Here is a 19,091-nt window from a genome sequence, read left to right on the forward strand (position 1 = left end):
GCCGGAGCGATGTCGACAATCACGTCCCGAGGCCGGCCAAACGCACGACTATGTCAGACGACGACAGCGCCTATCCGGAGGACTACGCCCCCCGGTCCACCGTGAGCGAGTCCGACCGCCGTCGCCGCAGCGTGCGCCAACTGCTGTTCATCATCGCCGGGTCACACACCGGCGCGTTCGTCGGGAGCGTCGTGCCATCTTTCGGTCTGCCCGGGGACGTCTTCTCGGTCCTGCTGGTCGTGTTCTTGCTCGCCCTGCCGCTGGCCGTCGACGCGAAGTGGGAGACCGTCGAGCGGACGTGGTTCCTGCTGGTCGGCGACGCCGGACGGTCGTCTCAGGGCCCTGAGTAGTGGAAGAAATTTAAGTCGACAGCACCGAACTTTGAGCCATGGGAATCCTCTCGCGCGCCTCGTACGTCATCCGGTCGAAGGTGAACGCGGTGCTCAACCGCTCTGAAGACCCATCCGAGACCCTCGACTACAGCTACGAGCAGATGCGAAACGAGTTGCAGGACGTCAAACAGGGCATCGCGGACCTGACGACCCAGAAGAAGCGACTGGAGATTCAGAAGCGCCGACTGGAGGAGAACGTCGAGAAACACAACGACCAGGCCCGACAGGCCGTCAAGCAGGACCGCGAGGACCTCGCGCGGCAGGCGCTGGAGAAGAAGAAACAGAAGATGAGCCAGATAGAGGAACTGGACTCCCAGATCTCCCATCTGGAGTCCCAGCAGGACCAACTCGTCGAGCAGAAGGACGAACTCCAGCGCCAGATAGAGCAGTTCCGCACCAAGAAGGAGACGATGAAGGCCCGTCACGAGGCCGCGAAAGCCTCCAAACGGGTCAACGAGGCCATGACCGGGGCCGGCGAGGAGATGCAGGACGTCAACCGCGCCATCGAGCGCGCCGAGGAGCGCACCGAGGACATGGAGGCCCGCGCACAGGCGATGGACGAACTCCGCGAGGACGGCGTGTTAGAGGACCAACTCTCGGACAAGAGTTCGCTGGAACAGGAACTCGAAGAGGTACAACAGGAGGGCGCCGTCGACGCCGAACTCGACACGCTGAAACGGGAGATGGGCAAGACCGAAGACGAAGCACCGGCGGAGAGCGAGGGCGCGGACGCCGAACCGAGCGACGCCGAGACGGACCTCGAACAGGAACTGGCCGAGGACACCACTGCGGACGTGGAGACGCCCGACGTCGACGAGAGCGAAGTGGAGTCCGAGCTCGAAGAGCTGAAAGACGACGAACAGTCCTGAGGCGTGGGTTTTCTGCCGCTTACAGCGGCCAGACGACGGCGACAGCCAAGGTCGTGACCACACAGAGCAGCGCCTGCAACGGCGCGCCGACGCGGGCGTAGTCGCTGAAGCGGTAGCCGCCGGGGCCGTACACCATCAGGTTCGTCTGGTACCCGATGGGGGTGAGGAAGGCGGTGGCGACGGCGAAGGTGACGACGAGCAGGAACGGCGTCCCGTCGACGCCGACGTCACGCGCCGTGGCGACGGCTATCGGTGCCATCAGCACGACGGTGGCGACGGGCGTGATGACGCTGGCGAGCACCGCCGTCAGGAGGTAGAACAGACCGAGCAGGACCAGCGGCGGGACGACGCCGGCCACCGCCGCGAGCAGGCTGCCGACGAACGCCGCGCCGCCGGTCGCCTGCATTGCCGCCCCGAGCGGGAGGAGGCCGGCGAGCAGGAAGACGACGTTCCAGCTCACGGCATCGTAGGCCCGCGAGGCGGAGAGTGCCCCCGTCGCGACCATCGCGACGACGCCGCCCAGCGCGGCGATGTATATCTGGACCACCCCCGCCGCCGCGAGTGCGATGACGGCGACGAGGACGCCCAGCGGCACCAGCGCCCGCCGACCGAGCGTCGGTGGCGGCCCCTCTGCCTCGTCGTGAACCGCGTCGAACAGTTCGGCCGGGCCCTCGGTGATGACGAGGTACCCCTCCTCGCCCAGATGCGCTATCTCGTCGACCGGCGTCTGGAGCAAGAGCGTGTCTCCGGCGGCGAGTTCGACGTCGGCGAACCCCTCCCGGACGACCGTGTCGCCCCGGCGAATCGCTAGCACCGTCACGTCGAACCGCGAGCGGAGACCCACGTCCCCCAGCGTGCGGCCCAGGAGACGGGAGTCGCCGTGGACGACGGCCTCGGCGAGGACGCCGGGGTGCCCGCTCTCGGCCAGCAGTTCCTCGGTCACCGACTCGCGGTGGAGCTGTCGGAGTCCGTAGCGCTCGCCGAACTGGTTGACAGCCTGCGTGCTGCCGCGGACCGTCAGCACGTCGCCCGGTTCCAGCGGTCGGTCGGTCGCCGTCGCGAAGAACGACTCCCCGTCTCGGTCTATCTGGAGGACGTCGACGTCTATCGGCGCGGGGACGGCTGGCTCGCCGTCGGCGACGACCCTCTCGGTGTCGGGCCAGTCGGGGTCGACCACGCCGTCGTCGTCGAGCGCCTCGGCGACGGTCAGGCCGACCAGCGGCGACGACTCGCGGACCGTCACCTGCGCGAGGTGGCGGTCCATGTCGAACTCCTCGGTGAAGTCCGCGAACGGATGTATCCGCTCGGGGACGAGCGCCCGGCCGACGGTGAGCAGGTAGCCGACGCCGACCAGCAGGACGACGACGCCGACGGGCGTGAGCGTGAACATCGAGAACGGCTCGTTCAGGAGCTCTCGCGAGATGTCGCTGGCCAGCAGGTTCGTCGTGGTGCCGACGAGGGTGAGCGTCCCGCCGAGCATCGCCGCGAACGAGAGCGGCAGGAGGAGTTTCGACGGCGAGATGCCGTAGCGCTCGGAGAGACCGGTGACGAGCGGGATGAAGACGGCGACGATAGGGGTGTTGTTGACGAACCCGGCACTGACGCCCGTGGTGCCGACGATGGCCGCGAGCAACCGGCGCTCGTCGCCGCCGGTGAGCGCCGCCAGTCTGGCGCCCAGCCAATCGACCACGCCGGCCTGCTCGACGCCCGCGCTGAGGATGTACATCACGACGATGGTGACGACGGCGGGACTGGCGAAGCCCGCGATGGCCTCGCGAGCGGGGACGCCGGTGTACGGTTCGAGGACGGCCAGCGAGACGAGGACGGCCACCGCCGTCATGTCCGGCGGTAGCCACTCCGTGACGAACAGCGTCAGGGCGACGGCGACGAGTGCGAACACCACGAGCGCACCCGTCGAGAGCGCGGCCATGTCCCGCCAGAACGTTCGGGTGTGTGATAAATTCGTGTGACGCGAGGCGTCGCTCAGTCCCAGTTGACGTCCACGGACCGGTCCGTCTCCCGGAGCATGAACGGCCCGATAGAGAGCGTCCGCTTGGTGATGGTGACGATGCGGAGGATGTACGCGAGCAACAGCGTGAACGGGAGCAGCGAGACGGTGGTCGTTATTGCCAGTATCCACAGCGAGTCGGCGACACCGAACGTGAGGTTCGCGAAGTCGCGCGGGTCGAAGTACACCTGTGCCGAGATGGCGACGGCCAGCGCCGGGATAGCGACGTACAGCAGCGCCCGCGAGAGGTTCGACAGTTCCCACTGGAAGTACAGCGTCTTGAAGTGCTCGCGGGCCGGCCCGAACAGTTCGAGGGTGTCGACGAGGGTGCCGAGTCGGTCGAGCGCGTCGTCCGAGAGTTCGTCGCCGTACTGTTCGCGGATGCGCCGGCCGGCGTACAGTTTCCAGGAGTAGTTGTAGTTCAGCGCGGCCTTGACGACGTCGAACTCGCCGAAGTTCGCGCCTTCGAGTTGCTCGGTGACCGTCTCCGCGTTGCCGACGATGGAGTCGAGATACGTCGAGAGCAGGTCCGACAGGTTCTGGTCGAGGTCGTCGGCCTCGACGGCGTCTTCGACTTCCTGTGCGTGCTCTTTCGTCGCGCGGACGAGCGACCGGAGGAACGCCGACGGTTCGGCGGGGCTGACCGCCGTGCCGACGGCGTCGGCCACGTCCGACCGGAACTCCATCGCGCCCGCCATCCGGTCGCGCTGGTCGCCCACGGCGCCGAGTTCCTGTGAGAGGACGAGTTGGCTCAGCGTCAGCACCAGCGTGACGCCGGTGATGGTGCCGGTGATGAGCGCCTGATACAGCGTCTCGATTGGGTCCCCGCGGGTCAGCAGTTTCTGGCCCGGAGTGGGGTGGAGGACGCCGACGACCACGAGCGTCACGAACAGGCCCGCCGAGAAGATGGCGGCGACGAACCGCCGGTCGGCGTCGAGCAACACCCAGAGGAACCACGTACTCTCGTCAGCCCGCTCTCGCATCGTGTCGCTGGGCTGGTCCCGGTCGGCGTCTGTCATGCCGAAGCCGTCGCCCGCCAGAAGTAAAAGGGACCGCCTTGCTGTGAGACAGTCACAGCCACCGGCGGTCCGTTACCGACCGGCGAGGAACGTCACGGCGGTTCGCTGCTGTTCGACTTCGGTCTCGAGGTGGTCGCGGAACTCGGCGAGGTCGACCTCCTTCTCCTCGCGTTCCTTGCGGTCGCGCACGGAGATGTCGCCGGCGTCCTCCTCGTCGTCGCCGATGATGAGCATGTAGGGGACTCGGTCGTCGTGGGCCTGCTGAATCTTGCGGCCGACCGTCCACGAGCGGTCCTCGATTTCGACGCGGAACTCGCCCAGTTCGTCCTGCAACTCCTCGCAGTACGGGATGTTGTCGTCCGAAACCGGGAGGATGCGAACCTGTTCGGGCGCGAGCCACGGCGGGAACTTCCCGTTGTAGTGCTCGGTCAGCACCATGAAGAACCGCTCGTAGCTTCCGTACAGCGCTCGGTGAATCATCACCGGGCGGTGGTCCTCGTTGTCCTCGCCCGTGTAGGTCAGGTCGAACCGCTCGGGCATGTTGAAGTCCAGTTGCACGGTGGGGCCGTCCCAGTTCCGGCCCAGTGCGTCCTCGAAGGCGAAGTCTATCTTCGGGCCGTAGAACGCGCCGTCGCCCTCCTCGACGACGTAGTCGATGTCCTGTTCGTCGAGGACCGAGGCGAGTTGGTTCTCGGCCTTCTCCCATATCTCGTCGCCGCCGACGGACTTCTCGGGGCGGGTGGCGAACTGGACGGTGTAGTCGAGGTTGAACGTGTCCAGCGTGTCGAGGATGATGTCCACCGTCGCTAGCACCTCCTGTTCTATCTGGTCGGGGCGGACGAACAGGTGGCCGTCGTCGATGGTGAAGGCCCACGTCCGGGAGAGCCCCGACAGTTCGCCGCGCTGTTCCTTGCGATAGACCTTCCCGTCCTCGAAGTAGCGAACGGGGAGGTCACGGTAGGACCACGACTTCTGGTCGAAGATGGTCGCGTGGCCCGGACAGTTCATCGGCTTGAGGCCGTACTCCTCGTCGTTCACGTCGAGGAGGAACATGTCGTCGACGTAGTTGTCGTAGTGGCCGGACTTCTTCCACAGTTCCGTGCGGAAGACGTGGGGCGTCTCTATCTCGTCGTAGCCCGCGTCGCGGTTGAGTTGGGCGACGTAGTCGGAGAGTTCGTTGAGAATCTTCTTGCCGTTGGGTTCGTACAGCGGCAGGCCCGGGCCGGTGGTGTCGTCGATGGAGAACAGGTCCATCTCTTGGCCGATTTTGCGGTGGTCCCGCTCCTGGGCCTTCCGTCGGCGTTCGAGATACTCGTCGAGTTCGTCCTGCGTGGGGAAGGCGGTGCCGTAGACGCGGGTGAGCGTCTCGTTGTCCTCGTCGCCGCGCCAGAACGCCGCCGATATCTCCAGCAGGGCGAACCCGCCGATTTCGCCGGTCGACTCGACGTGGGGGCCCTGACAGAGGTCGTAGAACTCGCCCTGCGTGTAGAAGGAAACGGGGTCCTCGTCGGCGGCCTCCGTCTCCAAGATGTCCTGTTTGAACGGGTTGTCCTCGTAGCGCTCGAAGGCCTCCTCGCGGTCGACGAGTTCGCGTTCGATGTCGTAGTCCTCCTCGACGATGGCCTCGGCCTCGGCCTCGATGTCCTCGAGGTCGTCTTCGTCTAAGTCGACGCCGGTGATGTCGTAGTAGAACCCGTCGTCGGTCCACGGTCCGATGGTCAGTGTCGCCTCCGGGAACTCGCGCTGGAGTGCCTGCGCGAACACGTGGGCGGCCGAGTGGCGCAACACGTCCACGTACTCGTCGCTGCTCGGTGTGACGATGACCAGTTCGACGTCCTCCTCGATGGGGGTGTGCTTGTCGACCAGCTCGCCGTCCACGACGCCCGCGACGGTGTCGTCACCGAGTCCCGGTCCGATTTCGTAGGCGACGTCTTCGACCGTACTGCCGGCGTCCATCTCGAGCGTGGACCCGTCCGGCAGCGTGACCGTGACCGTACTCATACCCGTGGATAGGATAGCCGCCGGGGATAAGTGTATTGAGACGCGGACGGCGACTCACTCGGTCGTCAGGAGTCCTTCCTCGTCGTCGGTGTGTGCCGACAGCCCACGGTCGGCCCGCGTCGGCGGGGCCTCCACCGTCGCCTCGTCGAGGGGCTCGAACTGCGTCTGGTCGCCAGTCTCGAGGGCGGTGAGGCGGTCGGAGACCGTTCTGACCGCGCTCCCCTCGGTGTGTGGCGTAACACAGACCAGCGCGTCGTCGACGTACTCGACGAGCACGGCCGTCGGGAGCCGGATGGCGCGGAACTGCTCGCCGGCGATGGTGTCCTCTACCTCCCGGAGTTCGAACGCCGGCGACAGTGAACAGCCGTTGGCCGCCGCCCACTCCCGGAAGGCGCCGACCCGGTCGAGGACGTACTCCCCGACGGCCGTCCGTGTCGCTTCGCCCGCCACCGGGACCTGTCGCCCCCAGACGTGGACGTGACGGTCGGTAAGCGTCCCGGACTCGACCAGCGCCGCCGTCCGGTCGAGTATCGACGTCTGTGACTGGTGGTAGCCGTCCGGCGCCAGCGACCGCACGTACAGTTCGACGGACCGGCCAGCCGGTAGGTCACTCCCTTGCATGGTGGTCCCACACATGTCCCCCTCCATGAAAAGTACACTAGTTGACAAGTAATGGCCGAACGGCCGCTCAGCTGAACACTGGTAAGCCCACCCATCGCGTGGCGGTGCCGGGCGCCGCCCGACGTGTCGTGTGGTGTGCCAACAGGGAGTACTATGTACCGTCGGGACCCAGTGCCGACGTGCCGATGTACGACAAGGTACTCGTCGCGACCGACGGCAGTCCGGGGACGACCGAGACGCTCGCCCACGCCGTCTCGATAGCCCGCGACAACGACGCGGTGTTGCACGGCCTCTACGTCGTCGACAGACGCCTCTATCTCGCGGCCGACAAGGACACGCAAGAGGACGTCCGAGAGTCGCTCCGCGAGGAGGGGGAGGTAGCGCTCGACGACATCGCGGTCGGCGGCGAGGAGGCGGCGCTCGAGACCGTGACGCGGATGGAGGAAGGCATCCCGCACAAGGTCATCACGCAGTACGCCGCCGACGAGGACGTCGACCTCGTGGTGATGGGGACCCACGGCCGGACCGGCCGCGACCGGGTGGCGAACCTCGGGAGCGTCACCGAACGCGTCGTCGAGAGCTCGCCCGTGCCCGTCCTCGTCGTCCACATCGAGTGAGCCAGTTTCAGTCCTGATAGTTTGGCACTACACATTTACCACGTGCTTTCCAACTGGAGGCAGAGACTACGATGTCGGTACCCACCGGTAGCGAGACGCTAGACCGAATACTCGACGGCGGCCTCCCCGAGGGGCGCACAGTGCTGGTCACCGGCGGTCCGGGGACGGGCAAGTCGACGCTCGCCATGCAGTTCTTGCAGGAGGGGTTGGACCGTGGCGAGGAGTGCCTGTACATCAGCACGGAACAGACCTTCGCGGAACTGTCCGACGCGTTCGCCGACTTCGCGTTCGACGTCGACGACGACCACCTCACGGTCACGTCCGTCCACGCGACGCCGGGCCAGACCGTCGAGAACGGTGACGAACGCGAACTGACCCTCGAGACGCTCGAAGGGGGCCAGATGCTCGGCGGGGACTACTCCGCCCCGTTCGAGGCGAAGTACATCACGCGCTACCTCGAACAGTTCGCGCCCACCGACCGGGTCGTCCTCGACTCCGTCTCGGGGCTCTCGGCCATCGGCGAGAATCAGGACGTGTTCCGGCGGACGCTGCTCGACTTCATCCGGTTGCTCAACGACGAGTTCGACGCGACGGCGCTGTTCACCGCCGAGGAATCCCAACCGGGGCTGATGCAGGACGACGTGAAGACGGTGGCCGCGAGCGACGCCGTCCAGTTCAACACTCACGGAGTCCTCCGTCTCTGGCGGGAGAACGTCGGCGGCGACTACCACCGCTTCCTCGAGGTTGTGAAGATGCGCGGCGTCGACCACGACACGCGCGTCCACGAGGTGTCGTTCACCCACGAGGGGTTGCGCGTCGCGCCGCGTCTCAGGACCCACCCCGGCGAGTTCGTCCCCGGTGACCACATGTCGACCGGCATCCCGGGGCTGGACCACCTCATGGGGGGCGGCATCGTCCGGGGCGGGACGCTCCTGTTGGAACACGACGGTCGGGCGAGCCCCCACTCCATCCTGACGAACCTGCTCGCGCAGGCCCGCGACGACGGGAGCGCTATCACCATCGTCCCGCCGGTGGAACTCCCGCCCAAGCGGTTGCGCAGCATCATCGACGAGCGAGTCGGCGACATGGAGGACCTGCTGGCGAACGACCAGTTGTTCCTCATCGACTTCGCCAACATCTGGGAGAACACCAAACGCAACGTGTTCAAACCGCAGGAACACGACACGGACAACCCCGCGTCGGTGTTCCGCACAATCGACGACAGGCGGGGCGACCAGTCGATGTTCACCGTCCTCAACGTCGAGGCCCAACTGCCGGTGCTGGACGACGACGAACTCCGGCAGATTCGCTTCTGGGAGGAGGAGAACCTCTATCGCGAGGGCGACACGACGATGTACCTGTTCAACCCCGCGACGCTGGACGACGAACTCGCCGCCTTCTACGAGAACGGGTCGTGGCAGACGCTGAAGACGTGGATGACCGACAACGGCCTCCAGTACATCGAACTCCAGAAGTCGCCCACCGGCTACATGGGGTCGACGCGACTCGTCGAGTACGTCGAGACGGAACCGTACATGCGCGTCCAGCAGCCGCCGGGTGCGGGGTCGACAGTAGCGACGCTCGACGGCGACGGGGGTGGACAGTAGATGGAGCAGACGGGTGCCCGACCGGGGACGAACGTCCTCGTCTCCGCGCCGTCGTTGAGTGCGAGCAAGCACGAGACGTGTCTGGACCTGCTGGCACCGGCCCCGCCGGAGCAACTCGACGTGTTGCGGGTCACGTACTCCGCCTCGCCGGCCGAACTGGTCGCGGACTGGCGCGACCACCACGGTGAGTTGCCGGCGCGGATGGGCATCGTCGTCGTCGGCGACCAGGCGGGCCTCCGCGAGGAGGACCACGACGTGCCCGACAGCGTCTTCGTCACCACGGCCAACCCGAACGACCCGACCGGCCTCGGGATGCGCCTGAACAACTACCTCACCGACCACGAGGAGGGGATCCAACTGGTCGCCTGTTTCGACTCCCTGACCGAACTGCTCCAGTTCGTCGACGTCCAGTCGGCGTTCAAGTTCCTCCACATGCTCGCCGGGCAGTTACGCGAAGTCGACGCCGTCGGACACTTCCACGTCGACCCGGCGGCACACGACGACCAGACCATCAGTCGCCTGAAACCCCTGTTCGACGACGCCGTCGACCACACCTGACCTGTCTGACCGGTATCTTTTCGGATAACCCACACGCTGTACAGAGTATGGACAGCCGCGAGTACGAGTTCGAGGGAGCGACGCCGGACATCCACGGGTACGCACACGTCAGTCGCGAAGCGACGGTGGTCGGAGACGTGACCGTCGGTCCGAACGCCAACGTCTGGCCGGGATGTGTCCTCCGGGGCGACGTCGCTCCGGTCGAAGTGGGCCGCGAGTCGGCCATCGGCGACGGCGCCATCCTCCACGCCTCGACGGTCGGCGAGAAGGTGATGGTCGGCCACGGGGCCGTCCTCAACGACGCCGAAGTCAGAGACGGCGCGCTGGTCGGGTTCAACTCGACGGTGAGCGACGCCGTCATCGGCAAGCGCTCCATCGTCGCCATGGGTACCGTCGTCCCCCCGGGCTACGAGGTACCCGCCGAGTCGTTCGTCCGCGGGAGTCCGGCGCAGGTCACGCCCCTCTCCGAGACGACCATCGACCCCGACGAGGTGTTCGAGGCGTTCTCCTCGGGCGACTACGCGAATCTCGCGGCGCGCCACGAGGACTTGTTCGAGTAGCGAGGGGCGACGACCGAACGATAGTGAGGGAGTCGGCCCTCGGAACGGAACGCCGACCGGCGGGAGCCGTGGAGCAGTAGCGAGGGACAGACGAACGACAGCGAGGACGTCGGCCCTCGGTGGCACGACGACCGGCGGGTGGCGTAGAGCGCGAGCACACCCGAGAACCTCGCCGCTGACGGGGTAGTTATAAGGGAAGAACCGCCACAGTTCACGGTATGGACGACATCGTCGACCTGGTGCGCCGCTCGTTGGCTGACGAGACGTACACGGAGTTCGCCGACCGGGTCGACAAGCAGGCGGCACAGCTACGGACCGCCATCGAGGCCGGTGAGTTCGACAACGAGTCCTTCTCGGTCGGTCTCGAAATCGAGTTGTACGCCATCAACAGCGTGCCGGAGCCACCGGAACCCGACGACGAGGACGAGGCGGAGGTGGACGAGAGCGACCTGGACGACGACCTGTCTGGCGGCGGCGAGTCGGCGTGGGACGGGTCACTCGACGCCCCGGCCGAACCCGGCGACCAGAGCGGGGCCTCGCTCGAACCCGAGGGCGGTGTCTCGCCGGAGCAGACCGACGACGACCCGCTGGCACCGGCGGGTTCGGGCGACGGGGACGAGGGGACAGCGGACGACGGCGAGGACGACGAGGACGACCAGTTCGGTCCCGGCGAGGGGCCGTCGCTGGACATCGACCCAGACAGCCCGCTGGCCGAGGACGACACCGAGACACCCGAAGACGAGGGCGAACCGGCCGTCGAGGCGGTGGCCGACGAGGACGAGCCCTACATGGACCCCGAGGACTGGACGGGCCGACTCACCCGTCTGCCCGACGTCGTCTTCGAGGGCGAGGCCAACAAGGAACTGGGTCTGCACAACGCCGAGGTCAACACCGAACCCAACACCTTCGACCAGACGGGGATGGAGGTCCAGACCACCGCCGTCGAGATGCAGACCAAGCAGGCCCGCGCGCAGGCGAGCAACCAGCACTGCGAACTGGTACTGGACGCGATGTGGACGATTCCCCCCGAAGAGGGCAGCGAGTCCTACCTCTCGGCCCACGAGGCCCGCGACGGCGTGGTGCTGGCCGACAACATGCGGCAGGCCCCGCGGTACGTCGCCCTCGACAACGAGGCGCTCCAGCACGCCGGCGGCGAGATTCCGTTCGACGTGCCGGGCTACGACGGGGCGTTCCCGACCATCCTCTTCGAGTCGCTGGCCACCTCCATCCAGCCCCACCTCCAGATTCCCGACACCGAGACGTTCCCCGCCTACTACAACGCCGCCATCCGGACGCTCGGGCCGCTGCTCGCCCTCTCGACCAACTCCCCGTTCCTCCCGGCGGACATGTACGACGGCGTCGACGGCAAGTGGCTCTGTGAGCACACCCACCACGAACTCCGCATCGCCGCCTTCGAGCAGTCGGTCAACACCAGCGCGAACCCGAAAGTCCGGGTGCCGGAGGACATCGACCACGTGACGGACGTCGTCGACCGCGTCGTCGCGGACGACCTGTTCGCCCCGTTCCTCCGGGAGTGGCTCGAAGACGACGACCGGAACGGCTTCGAGGACGAGTTCTGGGAGTTCGACCACAAGCGGGGCACCTACTGGCGGTGGCTCCGCTGTGTCGTCGGCGGTACCGCGGTCGACGGGGCCGCGAGCGAGCGCTCGCTCCGCATCGAGTACCGGCCGCTACCGACCCAGCCACACGTCACGGACATGATAGGGCTGCAGGCGCTGACGGTCGGCCTCATCCGTGGGCTGGTCGCCGCCGACCATCCGCTGGCCGAACTGCCGTGGCAGGAGGCCCGCCGGAGTTTCTACGCCGCCGCCGAGGACGGACTGGACGCCGACCTCGCGTGGGTCACCAGCCACGGCGAGCGCACCACCGACCCCGACGTCGTCTTCGCCGAGGTGTTCCACTACGCCCGCCTCGGCCTCGCCGAACAGGACGTCCCGGAGGAACGAATCGACGAGTACCTCGACCCCATCGAGCGGCGCTACGAGGCCGGCGAGACGCCGAGTTCGTGGAAAGTCGGGCGCGTCAGGTCGTATCTGGACGACGGGTACGACCTCGAAGCCGCCATCACGGAGATGCAACGCGACTACTTCGAGCACAGTCGCGAGCACCACGAGTTCGCCGAGTGGCTGTGAGCTACGACGCGTAGGGGTCGACGGGGACCCACTCGGGGAGCGGCACCCGCTCGACGTCGGTCGTGACGCGCATCGTCAGCGACCGCACCGACCCGTCGGCGTAGCGTTCGCGGTGGTCCAGGTACCGGACGACGCCGCGGCCGTCCACGTACAGTCGCGAGTCGGCGGCGACGACGGTCCGGAACCCGCCCCGTGAGAGCGTCGCGTTCGTCGTGTTCGCGCGAACGACGGCCAGTCGCGTGCCGTCACGGGTGACGGACCCGGTCCGGTCGTAGACGAGGCCGGCGACGTGTCGCTGGAGGACGAACAGACCGCTCGCAGTGTCGACCGCCGGCAGCGAGTTGTTGGTCGGCTGGGCCGCTACCTCGCCGTCCCGCGTTCGCGTGTAGCGTCGCCCGTCCACGACGACCACGTCGTCGGTCGACCGGCCGAACCGCTGGCGGACCCGCACGACGTCTCGGTCCCGGTCGACCCAGACGTCCGTCGCCGACTGCCCCTCGTCGACGACGAGGCGCCGGTGGACGCTCCGCGACCGCACCGTCTGGTGGTGTTCGACGACGATACGGCCCACGTCCGGCGTCCCGTCGGCCGTTCGAGGGAGCGTGACGCGTCCCGGCGTCGGTTCGGGGACGGGCGCGGCGGTGACTCGCTCCGGCGTCGCAGTCGTCCCCTCGCCGGCGAAGGCGCCCGTACACCCGGCGAGGACGGTGACGGCGGCGAGCGCGACCCAGAGTGCCGGACGCATACGTCCCCCTCTGGGCGGAACCGGCAAGTAGCCGGTGGGACCGGGCAGTGGTTCCCGGGTTGCTACCATTTATTCGGTTCAAGCGCCAACGAACGGTCGATGGTATCCACAGGCGATTCCGCACCGAACGTCTCGGCGACAGTCGCGAACGGAGAGGTAGAGGCCTTCGAACTGTCCGACCACCTCGGGGACGGCCCCGTCGTACTCGCGTTCTTCCCCGGCGCGTTCACGCCGCCGTGTTCGAACGAGATGGTCGCACTGCAGGACCACCTCGCGGACTTCGAGGCCGCCGGTGCGACGCTCCTCGGTCTGAGTGCGGACTCGGCGTTCTCGCTCAACGCCTTCCGCGAGGAACACGGGCTCGAGTTCGACCTCGTCAGCGACATGAGTCGCGAGGCGATTCGGGACTACGGCCTCGAAATCGACATCGCCGACCTCGGTCTGCACGGCGTCGCCAACCGCGCCGTGTTCGTCGTCGACGGCGACGGCGACGTCGCGTACAGTTGGGTCGCCGACGACCCGACGAACGAACCCGACTACGAGGAACTCCTCGGGGCTGTCGAGAGCGCCTGAAAAGGCGACGAAGCCGCTGTTCTTTGGCGCGCTACTCGGTGTCGAGCCACGCTTCGAACTCGTAGAAACAGTCCGAACAGAGGGCCCCTTCGAGCGTGGCGACGTCGTCGGACGCGTGTTCCACCATGTATCGCTGGTGGCGGGCCTGTGCCGGTTCTAGCTCCGTGCCGCAGTTGTCGCAGTACTCGGTCACGTCGTCCGCTCACCGCGCCGGGCGAATAACCTCCCGGCCTTCACATGCAAGGGCCGTGTCAGTCGCCGTCGTCGAACGCCGGGTTCGGGCGGACGCCGGTCCCAGAGTCGACCGCCCGGAGGTCGAAGCTGTCCCCGTCGACCGGGACGCCCTCGTAGGGGTCGTCGGCGAGGAGGAGTGCGCCGTCGAGGTCGGCGTAGTCGACCAGTGGTGCGAGGTGGGCCGCGGCGGCGATAGAGGCGTTCGACTCCACCATGCACCCGAGCATCGTCGCGAGGCGGTGGGCGTCGGCGGCGTGGACGAGGCGCGTCGCGGCCCGCAGGCCCCCGCACTTGACGAGTTTCACGTTGACGACGTCGCAGGCGTCGGCGACCCGCGGCACGTCCGTCGGGACCACGCAAGACTCGTCGGCACACACCGGCATCGCCGTCGACCGCGTGACCCGCCGGAGGCCCTCGACGTCGTCGGCGGCGACCGGTTGTTCGAGCATCGTCACGTCCGCGGCTTCGAGCCACCCGGCCGCCGTGATTGCCTCCTCGGGGTCCCACGCCGCGTTCGCGTCGACCCGGATGTCGGCGTCGGGGACCGCCTCTCGGACCGCCTCGAACCGGACTCGGTCGGCGTCGGTGCCGAGCTTCACCTTCAGCGTCGAGAACCCGGCCTCGACGGCGGCGACGGCCTTCTCGGCCATCTTCTCCGGGGGGTCGATGCCGACGGTGTAGGAGGTCGGTGGGGCACGGTCGGGGTCCAGTCCCCACTGCCGGTACAGCGGCACGCCCACGTCACGCGCCGCGAGGTCGGCCAGCGCGATGGAGACGGCGGTGCGGGCCGCTGGCTGGTGTGGGGCCTGTTCGTGGAGGCGGCGCTCGATGCGCTGGCCGGCGTGGGGGTCGCCGACGGACTCGACGGTCGTCAGCAGGTCCGGGAGCGTCTCGGCGACGCTGGTGGGCGTCTCCCCGTAGTACTCGGTCGGGGTCGCCGCGCCGACACCGGTCGTGCCCTCGTGGGTGAGTTCGACGACGACGGTACTGCTCGTCTCGCTGGTCCGCCGGGCGATACCGAACGGCGTCGAGAGCGGCAGGTCGTACCGTTCGACGTGCCACTTCATAGAATCGCGTCGAGCACCTCGTCGGGGACGCCGTCCCGGACCGGGTCCGTCGCCGGGACGCCCAGCGCCTCGCGATACGTCTCGACGGCGGCCGCCGCGTCGTCCGCGTCGAGGGCGCTGGTGTTCAGCATCCCGGCGTCGACGGTGGCCTCGGAGACGGGCGCGGCGAGCCGCTCGTAGACGTCGACGTACTCGTCCAGCGGCGGGATGGCGAACGACTCGTAGCCGTGGATGACCTCCTGTCCGGCGTTGTGACACAGCACCAGCGCGTCCGGCGCGGACCCGTGGAGGATGCTCGTCGTCACGCCGGAGTAGGCCGGATGGGCGAGCGCGCCCTGTCCCTCCACGACGAGGAGGTCCTGCTCCTCGGGCGTCTCGACGAGGCGCTCGACGGCGCCGGCGGCGTAGTCGGCGATGACCCGGTCGACGGCGATGCCCCAGCCGGTGATGGCGACGCCGGTCTGGCCCGTCGGCACCACGGCGGCGTCGAGCCCTCGCTCGCGGGCGGCGTCGCGTATCTCGAAGGAGGCGGTCATCTTCCCCGTCGAGCAGTCGGTGCCGACGGTGGTGACGACGGTGGCGTCCACCTCGCCGGCGGTACCCTCGGCGACGGTGAGGTCGTCCGGCGGTTTCCGAAGGTCCTGCAGTTCGGCGTCGTGTTCCTCGGCGAGACGGACGAACTCCGGGTCGTCTTCGAGGAAGTCGTGCAGTCCCGCGACGACGTCACACCCGCGTTCGAGCGCCGCCCGGACGTCGGGCCGCCACGACTCGTCGAACCCGCCGCCGATGGGTGAGATACCGACGACCAGCGCGTCCACCGCCGGCACGTCGGCCATCGAGGCGACGATGGGGGCGTCCTGTACGTCCGGGAGGACGTCGGCGACGCGGCCGCCGGCGCGCGCTCTGTCGATGACGGCCCGCACCTCGTGGTCACCGTAACGGAGCAACCCGACCGCCGTCTTGGCGCGGTCGGGGAACGATTCGTGGGCGAGGACGGCGACCTGCATACGAGAACTGTCGCGGCCCCCGTGCCTAAAGGTATGGTCGGGCGACCGTCCGTCGGGGGGTGACACCCAGTCGCAGTCTCTCGGTCTGGGTGACCTCCTCGCACCCCTGCGGTGGCAGTCGCACGACACGTATACTACGATTAACTATCACCGTGGAGAAAGAATATCGTCACGGCCCCCCTACCCCCGCACAGAGGCGCCCGGCCCACCACATGTATTCGACACTCCCCCCGTCGAGCGAACCGCTAGCCGACATCGCCGTCACGCTCGGGTTGCTCGCACTGACGTTCGGGATACTCCTCGGCGTCTCCCTGTTCGCCACCGTCAGAGCCGAGGTGCCCGGCTACGCCGACGAGCAGCCACCGCGCGACGCGAGCGACCCGCGCCGGCGTCGTCGATAGCGGTCCGTCTCACCTGTTCAGCATCGAGAGGATGCGGAGGACCCACTGGAGGACGTGGACGAACACGCCCATGACGGCGACGTAGATGCCGATGGCGTTGCGCAGGTCGCTGGCGTAGCGGTTCTCGCGGACGGCCCATATCTCGTAGGTCAGGTCGACGACGAACCCGAGGAAGAAGAGGAGGCCGGCGACGACGAGCAATATGGGGTTCAGGAACACGCCGGCGGCACCGACGACCAGTCCGCCGATGAAACAGCCGAAGGCGTAGCGTTGCCACCCGGAGAAGTCGTAGTTGCTCTTGAAGACGACGGTGGCGACGACGGCAGTGATGGCCCCGGTGACGACGGTGGTGATGCCCAGTGCCGGCACGCGGAGGCCGCCGCCGTAGATGTACAGTATCGCCGCCCCGAACAGGCCGTACCCGCCCTGAATCAGGAGGACGCCGACGCCGGCGAGGCCCATGCTCCCGCGCTCGACGCCCTTGGTCGCTATCCAGAACCCGCCCCCGACGGTGACGGCGAAGACGGCGATGCCGACGAAGAAACTGGAGAACAGCGCGGCGCCCAGCGGCGCTATCGGCGTGTACGAGAGGCCGAGCATCACGAGGATGTTGACCGCGACCAGCGCGGTCCCCATCCCGATTATCTTGCTGATGTTCCGGTCGACCGTCGCACCGGCGTTCAGCGTACTGCGGTCGAATGTGCTACTCATCGTTGGCTCCACTCGACTGCCACACATGGGTCTTTTCCATCCCAGACGGCCGAAACGCATATTCCGCGTCAGTCTCGCCCGTGCCGGGTGACACACGTCGAGAGGCCGATGAGTTCGACGGGCTCGGAGTTGTCCGGCGAGTAGACGACCCGCTGGCCCTTCTCCATGTAGGGCACCTTCGACTCGAGGTTGCTGGGGATGTTCACGGCCTTGATGGCGTCCTCGTCGCCGAGGTTCAGCACCATCGTCGTGTTTATCTGCTTGAACACCGGGTCGGCGATGTCCTGTGGGTCCTGTGTGATGAGGTAGAGTCCCAGACGCTCTTTCCGGCCCTGTTTGGCCGCCTCGGTGAACTTCCCGATGACCTTGCGTCCCTGCACGCTGTCGGCGTCGGTGAGGAAGTTGTGGGCCTCGTCCATCCCGAGGACGAGGGGGGTCTCCTTGATGCGGTCGTAGGTGGGGTCGTTCGAGAGTTTCTGGTCGATGAGGAGACTCGAGACGGCGAGGACGATAGTGGAGGCCGTCCGCGAGTCCGTGATGTGGTACGTGGGGATGACGGTGAGGCCGCCGTCCCGGACGAGTTGTGATATCTGGTCGGTGATGGGCCGGGCGTCCTGGTCGAAGACGGCGCCGAACCCGCGCACCCGGCGCTTCACGGCGTCGAACGTGGCCTCGTGGACGTCGCCGGCCTCGTGGAGTTCCTCTTTCAGCGCCGGGTCGTCGAGGAAGGTCAGGAACTGGTCGTAGGTGCCGCTCTCGCCGTACTCGCGCTCGAACCGCTCGAGGAACGTGTTGACCAGCGCCCCGTACTGGTTGTCGTTGAGGCTGGACCCGGCGATGAGCCACGGGTTCTCGTGGACGAGCGAGAACGGAATCGTGAACTCCACCTGCTCGGCGCGGTGGTGGCTCGCGTTGTACTCCGTGCCGGCCACCTTCGGGACGAAGGCGATGGTGTCGTCGTAGCCGCCGTAGGCGACGCCTTCTCGCTCGCACCGCCGGGCGAACTCGTCGGTCAGTTTCGGGTTGTCGTCGTGCATCTGGGCGTACTCGTCCTGTGGGTCGAACTGGACGACGGCGAGTTCCGGCGAGCGCCCGTCGGTCATCTCGTAGGTGCGGCCCAGATACTGCCGGAGGACGTTCTTCGAACTGTGGGTCTTCCCCGACCCGGTGCCGCCGGCGACGAGGGTGTGGCGGAAGACGAGGGGGTCGCCGTCGTCGTAGTCGTCTTTCAGGCGGTAGTCGATGGTCGGCGGTTCGGCGCTCGTCCTGACCTTCTCGCCGCCGACGGAGAGGTGGCCCAGAAAGACGCCGTCCTCCGGAATCTTCAGGCCGGTCTTGATTTCGGACTTGTCGGTGGCCTCCCGCACGACGGTTTCGGGTTTCGGCACCCGGTCGGTCATCCGCCGCTTGAGTTCGTCGCCGTCCTGATAGAGCACGGCCACCGGGTCCAGTTCCGCCATGAACTTGAAGTCCTGTTCGTCGATGCCCTGCTGGCGCATCGCGCGGCGGGCGTGAATCTCGGTGGCGTCGTCGGCGCGGAACTCCTGTGCGTACTCCAGCGCCGAGATGCGGCAGAACAGGCGCTCGCCGTCGGGGTAGGGGACGAGGAGGTACTTCCCGATGCGGACCGCCGAGCGGTTGGCGGCGGTGACGTACGCCTGCAGGTGACACTCCTCGGCCTCCTCGCTGATACGGAGGCCGTCGGCGGCCGAGAGGACGCCGAGGCCGCTGTCGGCACCGGCGGGAGTGGCCTCGATGTCTTCGAACCCGTCGTCGGTGTCCTCGACCGTCTCGTCGGTCGAGTCCACGGGCGGGGTAGCCGACGCCGCGTCGTCGGCCTCGCCCTCGTCGTCGAAGTCGGTGAAATCCCCGAGGTCGGACATACCGACACCCACGGTAGCCGGGGATTAACACCTTTCCCCAGCGTGGCGGAAGTGAAACCTTACGC

General features: G+C 67.5%; 19 protein-coding genes. 9 read left to right on the forward strand and 10 right to left on the reverse strand.

Annotated features, from left to right (window positions below):
• Positions 1-50 precede the first annotated feature (50 nt).
• Positions 51-350 (forward strand): hypothetical protein, encoded by a 300-nt coding sequence (locus tag EGH21_RS11900; RefSeq protein WP_220618698.1) that lies wholly within the window; start codon positions 51-53, stop codon positions 348-350.
• A gap of 38 nt (positions 351-388) precedes the next feature.
• Positions 389-1,261, forward strand: a complete 873-nt coding sequence (locus EGH21_RS11905) for a PspA/IM30 family protein (protein ID WP_220618699.1) — start codon at positions 389-391, stop codon at positions 1,259-1,261.
• A 19-nt stretch (positions 1,262-1,280) separates the two neighbouring features.
• Here EGH21_RS11905 and EGH21_RS11910 read toward each other — a convergent pair whose 3' ends face one another.
• The 4 genes from EGH21_RS11910 to EGH21_RS11925 form a co-directional block, all read right to left on the reverse strand.
• Entirely contained in the window at positions 1,281-3,191 is a 1,911-nt protein-coding gene (locus tag EGH21_RS11910; protein WP_220618700.1) for an SLC13 family permease, read from the reverse strand.
• Positions 3,192-3,244: 53 nt separating this feature from the next.
• Positions 3,245-4,288, reverse strand: coding sequence for a DUF7972 family membrane protein (locus EGH21_RS11915; RefSeq protein ID WP_220618701.1), 1,044 nt, complete (start codon positions 4,286-4,288; stop codon positions 3,245-3,247).
• 72 nt (positions 4,289-4,360) lie between these two features.
• Positions 4,361-6,289, reverse strand: a complete 1,929-nt coding sequence (thrS, locus tag EGH21_RS11920; RefSeq protein WP_220618702.1) for a threonine--tRNA ligase — start codon at positions 6,287-6,289, stop codon at positions 4,361-4,363.
• Between the two features lie 54 nt (positions 6,290-6,343).
• Positions 6,344-6,910: an HTH domain-containing protein gene (locus tag EGH21_RS11925; protein WP_220618703.1), complete on the reverse strand. Its 567-nt coding sequence runs from the start codon at positions 6,908-6,910 to the stop codon at positions 6,344-6,346.
• Positions 6,911-7,095: 185 nt separating this feature from the next.
• Here EGH21_RS11925 and EGH21_RS11930 point away from each other — a divergent pair, with 185 nt between their 5' ends.
• The 5 genes from EGH21_RS11930 (at position 7,096) to EGH21_RS11950 (ending at position 12,405) form a co-directional block, all read left to right on the forward strand.
• Positions 7,096-7,527 (forward strand): universal stress protein, encoded by a 432-nt coding sequence (locus tag EGH21_RS11930; RefSeq protein ID WP_220618704.1) that lies wholly within the window; start codon positions 7,096-7,098, stop codon positions 7,525-7,527.
• A 53-nt stretch (positions 7,528-7,580) separates the two neighbouring features.
• Entirely contained in the window at positions 7,581-9,134 is a 1,554-nt protein-coding gene (locus EGH21_RS11935; RefSeq protein ID WP_268899063.1) for a DUF7125 family protein, read from the forward strand.
• Positions 9,135-9,692, forward strand: a complete 558-nt coding sequence (locus EGH21_RS11940; RefSeq protein WP_220618706.1) for a DUF7504 family protein — start codon at positions 9,135-9,137, stop codon at positions 9,690-9,692.
• Positions 9,693-9,739: 47 nt separating this feature from the next.
• On the forward strand, positions 9,740-10,252 hold the full coding sequence (locus EGH21_RS11945) for a gamma carbonic anhydrase family protein (RefSeq protein ID WP_220618707.1): 513 nt from the start codon (positions 9,740-9,742) through the stop codon (positions 10,250-10,252).
• Between the two features lie 218 nt (positions 10,253-10,470).
• On the forward strand, positions 10,471-12,405 hold the full coding sequence (locus EGH21_RS11950; RefSeq protein ID WP_220618708.1) for a glutamate-cysteine ligase family protein: 1,935 nt from the start codon (positions 10,471-10,473) through the stop codon (positions 12,403-12,405).
• A gap of 1 nt (position 12,406) precedes the next feature.
• Here EGH21_RS11950 and EGH21_RS11955 read toward each other — a convergent pair whose 3' ends face one another.
• Positions 12,407-13,150: a hypothetical protein gene (locus EGH21_RS11955; RefSeq protein ID WP_220618709.1), complete on the reverse strand. Its 744-nt coding sequence runs from the start codon at positions 13,148-13,150 to the stop codon at positions 12,407-12,409.
• A 99-nt stretch (positions 13,151-13,249) separates the two neighbouring features.
• Between EGH21_RS11955 and EGH21_RS11960 the strand changes: the two genes are divergently transcribed.
• Positions 13,250-13,723 carry a redoxin domain-containing protein gene (locus EGH21_RS11960; RefSeq protein WP_220618710.1) on the forward strand — a complete coding sequence of 158 codons (474 nt, stop codon included), beginning with the start codon at positions 13,250-13,252 and terminating at the stop codon, positions 13,721-13,723.
• Positions 13,724-13,754: 31 nt separating this feature from the next.
• Here the strand turns inward: EGH21_RS11960 and EGH21_RS11965 are convergent, their stop codons facing one another.
• Genes EGH21_RS11965 through EGH21_RS11975 form a run of 3 tightly spaced genes read right to left on the reverse strand, consistent with a single transcriptional unit; the run spans position 13,755 to position 16,031 of the window.
• A complete protein-coding gene (locus EGH21_RS11965) occupies positions 13,755-13,916 on the reverse strand; it encodes a hypothetical protein (RefSeq protein WP_220618711.1) in 162 nt (53 codons plus the stop codon).
• Positions 13,917-13,974: 58 nt separating this feature from the next.
• Positions 13,975-15,024 carry a dipeptide epimerase gene (locus tag EGH21_RS11970; RefSeq protein ID WP_220618712.1) on the reverse strand — a complete coding sequence of 350 codons (1,050 nt, stop codon included), beginning with the start codon at positions 15,022-15,024 and terminating at the stop codon, positions 13,975-13,977.
• Positions 15,021-16,031 (reverse strand): N-acetyltransferase DgcN family protein, encoded by a 1,011-nt coding sequence (locus tag EGH21_RS11975; RefSeq protein ID WP_220618713.1) that lies wholly within the window; start codon positions 16,029-16,031, stop codon positions 15,021-15,023. Before EGH21_RS11975 ends, EGH21_RS11970 begins: the two co-directional genes overlap by 4 nt.
• 212 nt (positions 16,032-16,243) lie before the next feature.
• On the opposite strand from EGH21_RS11975, the gene EGH21_RS11980 reads away from it, so the two are divergent.
• Positions 16,244-16,432 (forward strand): hypothetical protein, encoded by a 189-nt coding sequence (locus EGH21_RS11980; RefSeq protein WP_220618714.1) that lies wholly within the window; start codon positions 16,244-16,246, stop codon positions 16,430-16,432.
• A 9-nt stretch (positions 16,433-16,441) separates the two neighbouring features.
• Here the strand turns inward: EGH21_RS11980 and EGH21_RS11985 are convergent, their stop codons facing one another.
• Complete coding sequence (locus EGH21_RS11985) at positions 16,442-17,143, reverse strand: Bax inhibitor-1 family protein (RefSeq protein ID WP_220618715.1); 702 nt, start codon at positions 17,141-17,143, stop codon at positions 16,442-16,444.
• Between the two features lie 68 nt (positions 17,144-17,211).
• Positions 17,212-19,026, reverse strand: coding sequence for an ATP-binding protein (locus EGH21_RS11990; RefSeq protein ID WP_220618716.1), 1,815 nt, complete (start codon positions 19,024-19,026; stop codon positions 17,212-17,214).
• Between the last annotated feature and the right edge of the window lie 65 nt (positions 19,027-19,091).

Origin of the sequence: Haloarcula rubra (assembly GCF_019599465.1) — an archaeon.
GTDB classification, from domain to species: Archaea; Halobacteriota; Halobacteria; order Halobacteriales; family Haloarculaceae; genus Haloarcula; species Haloarcula rubra.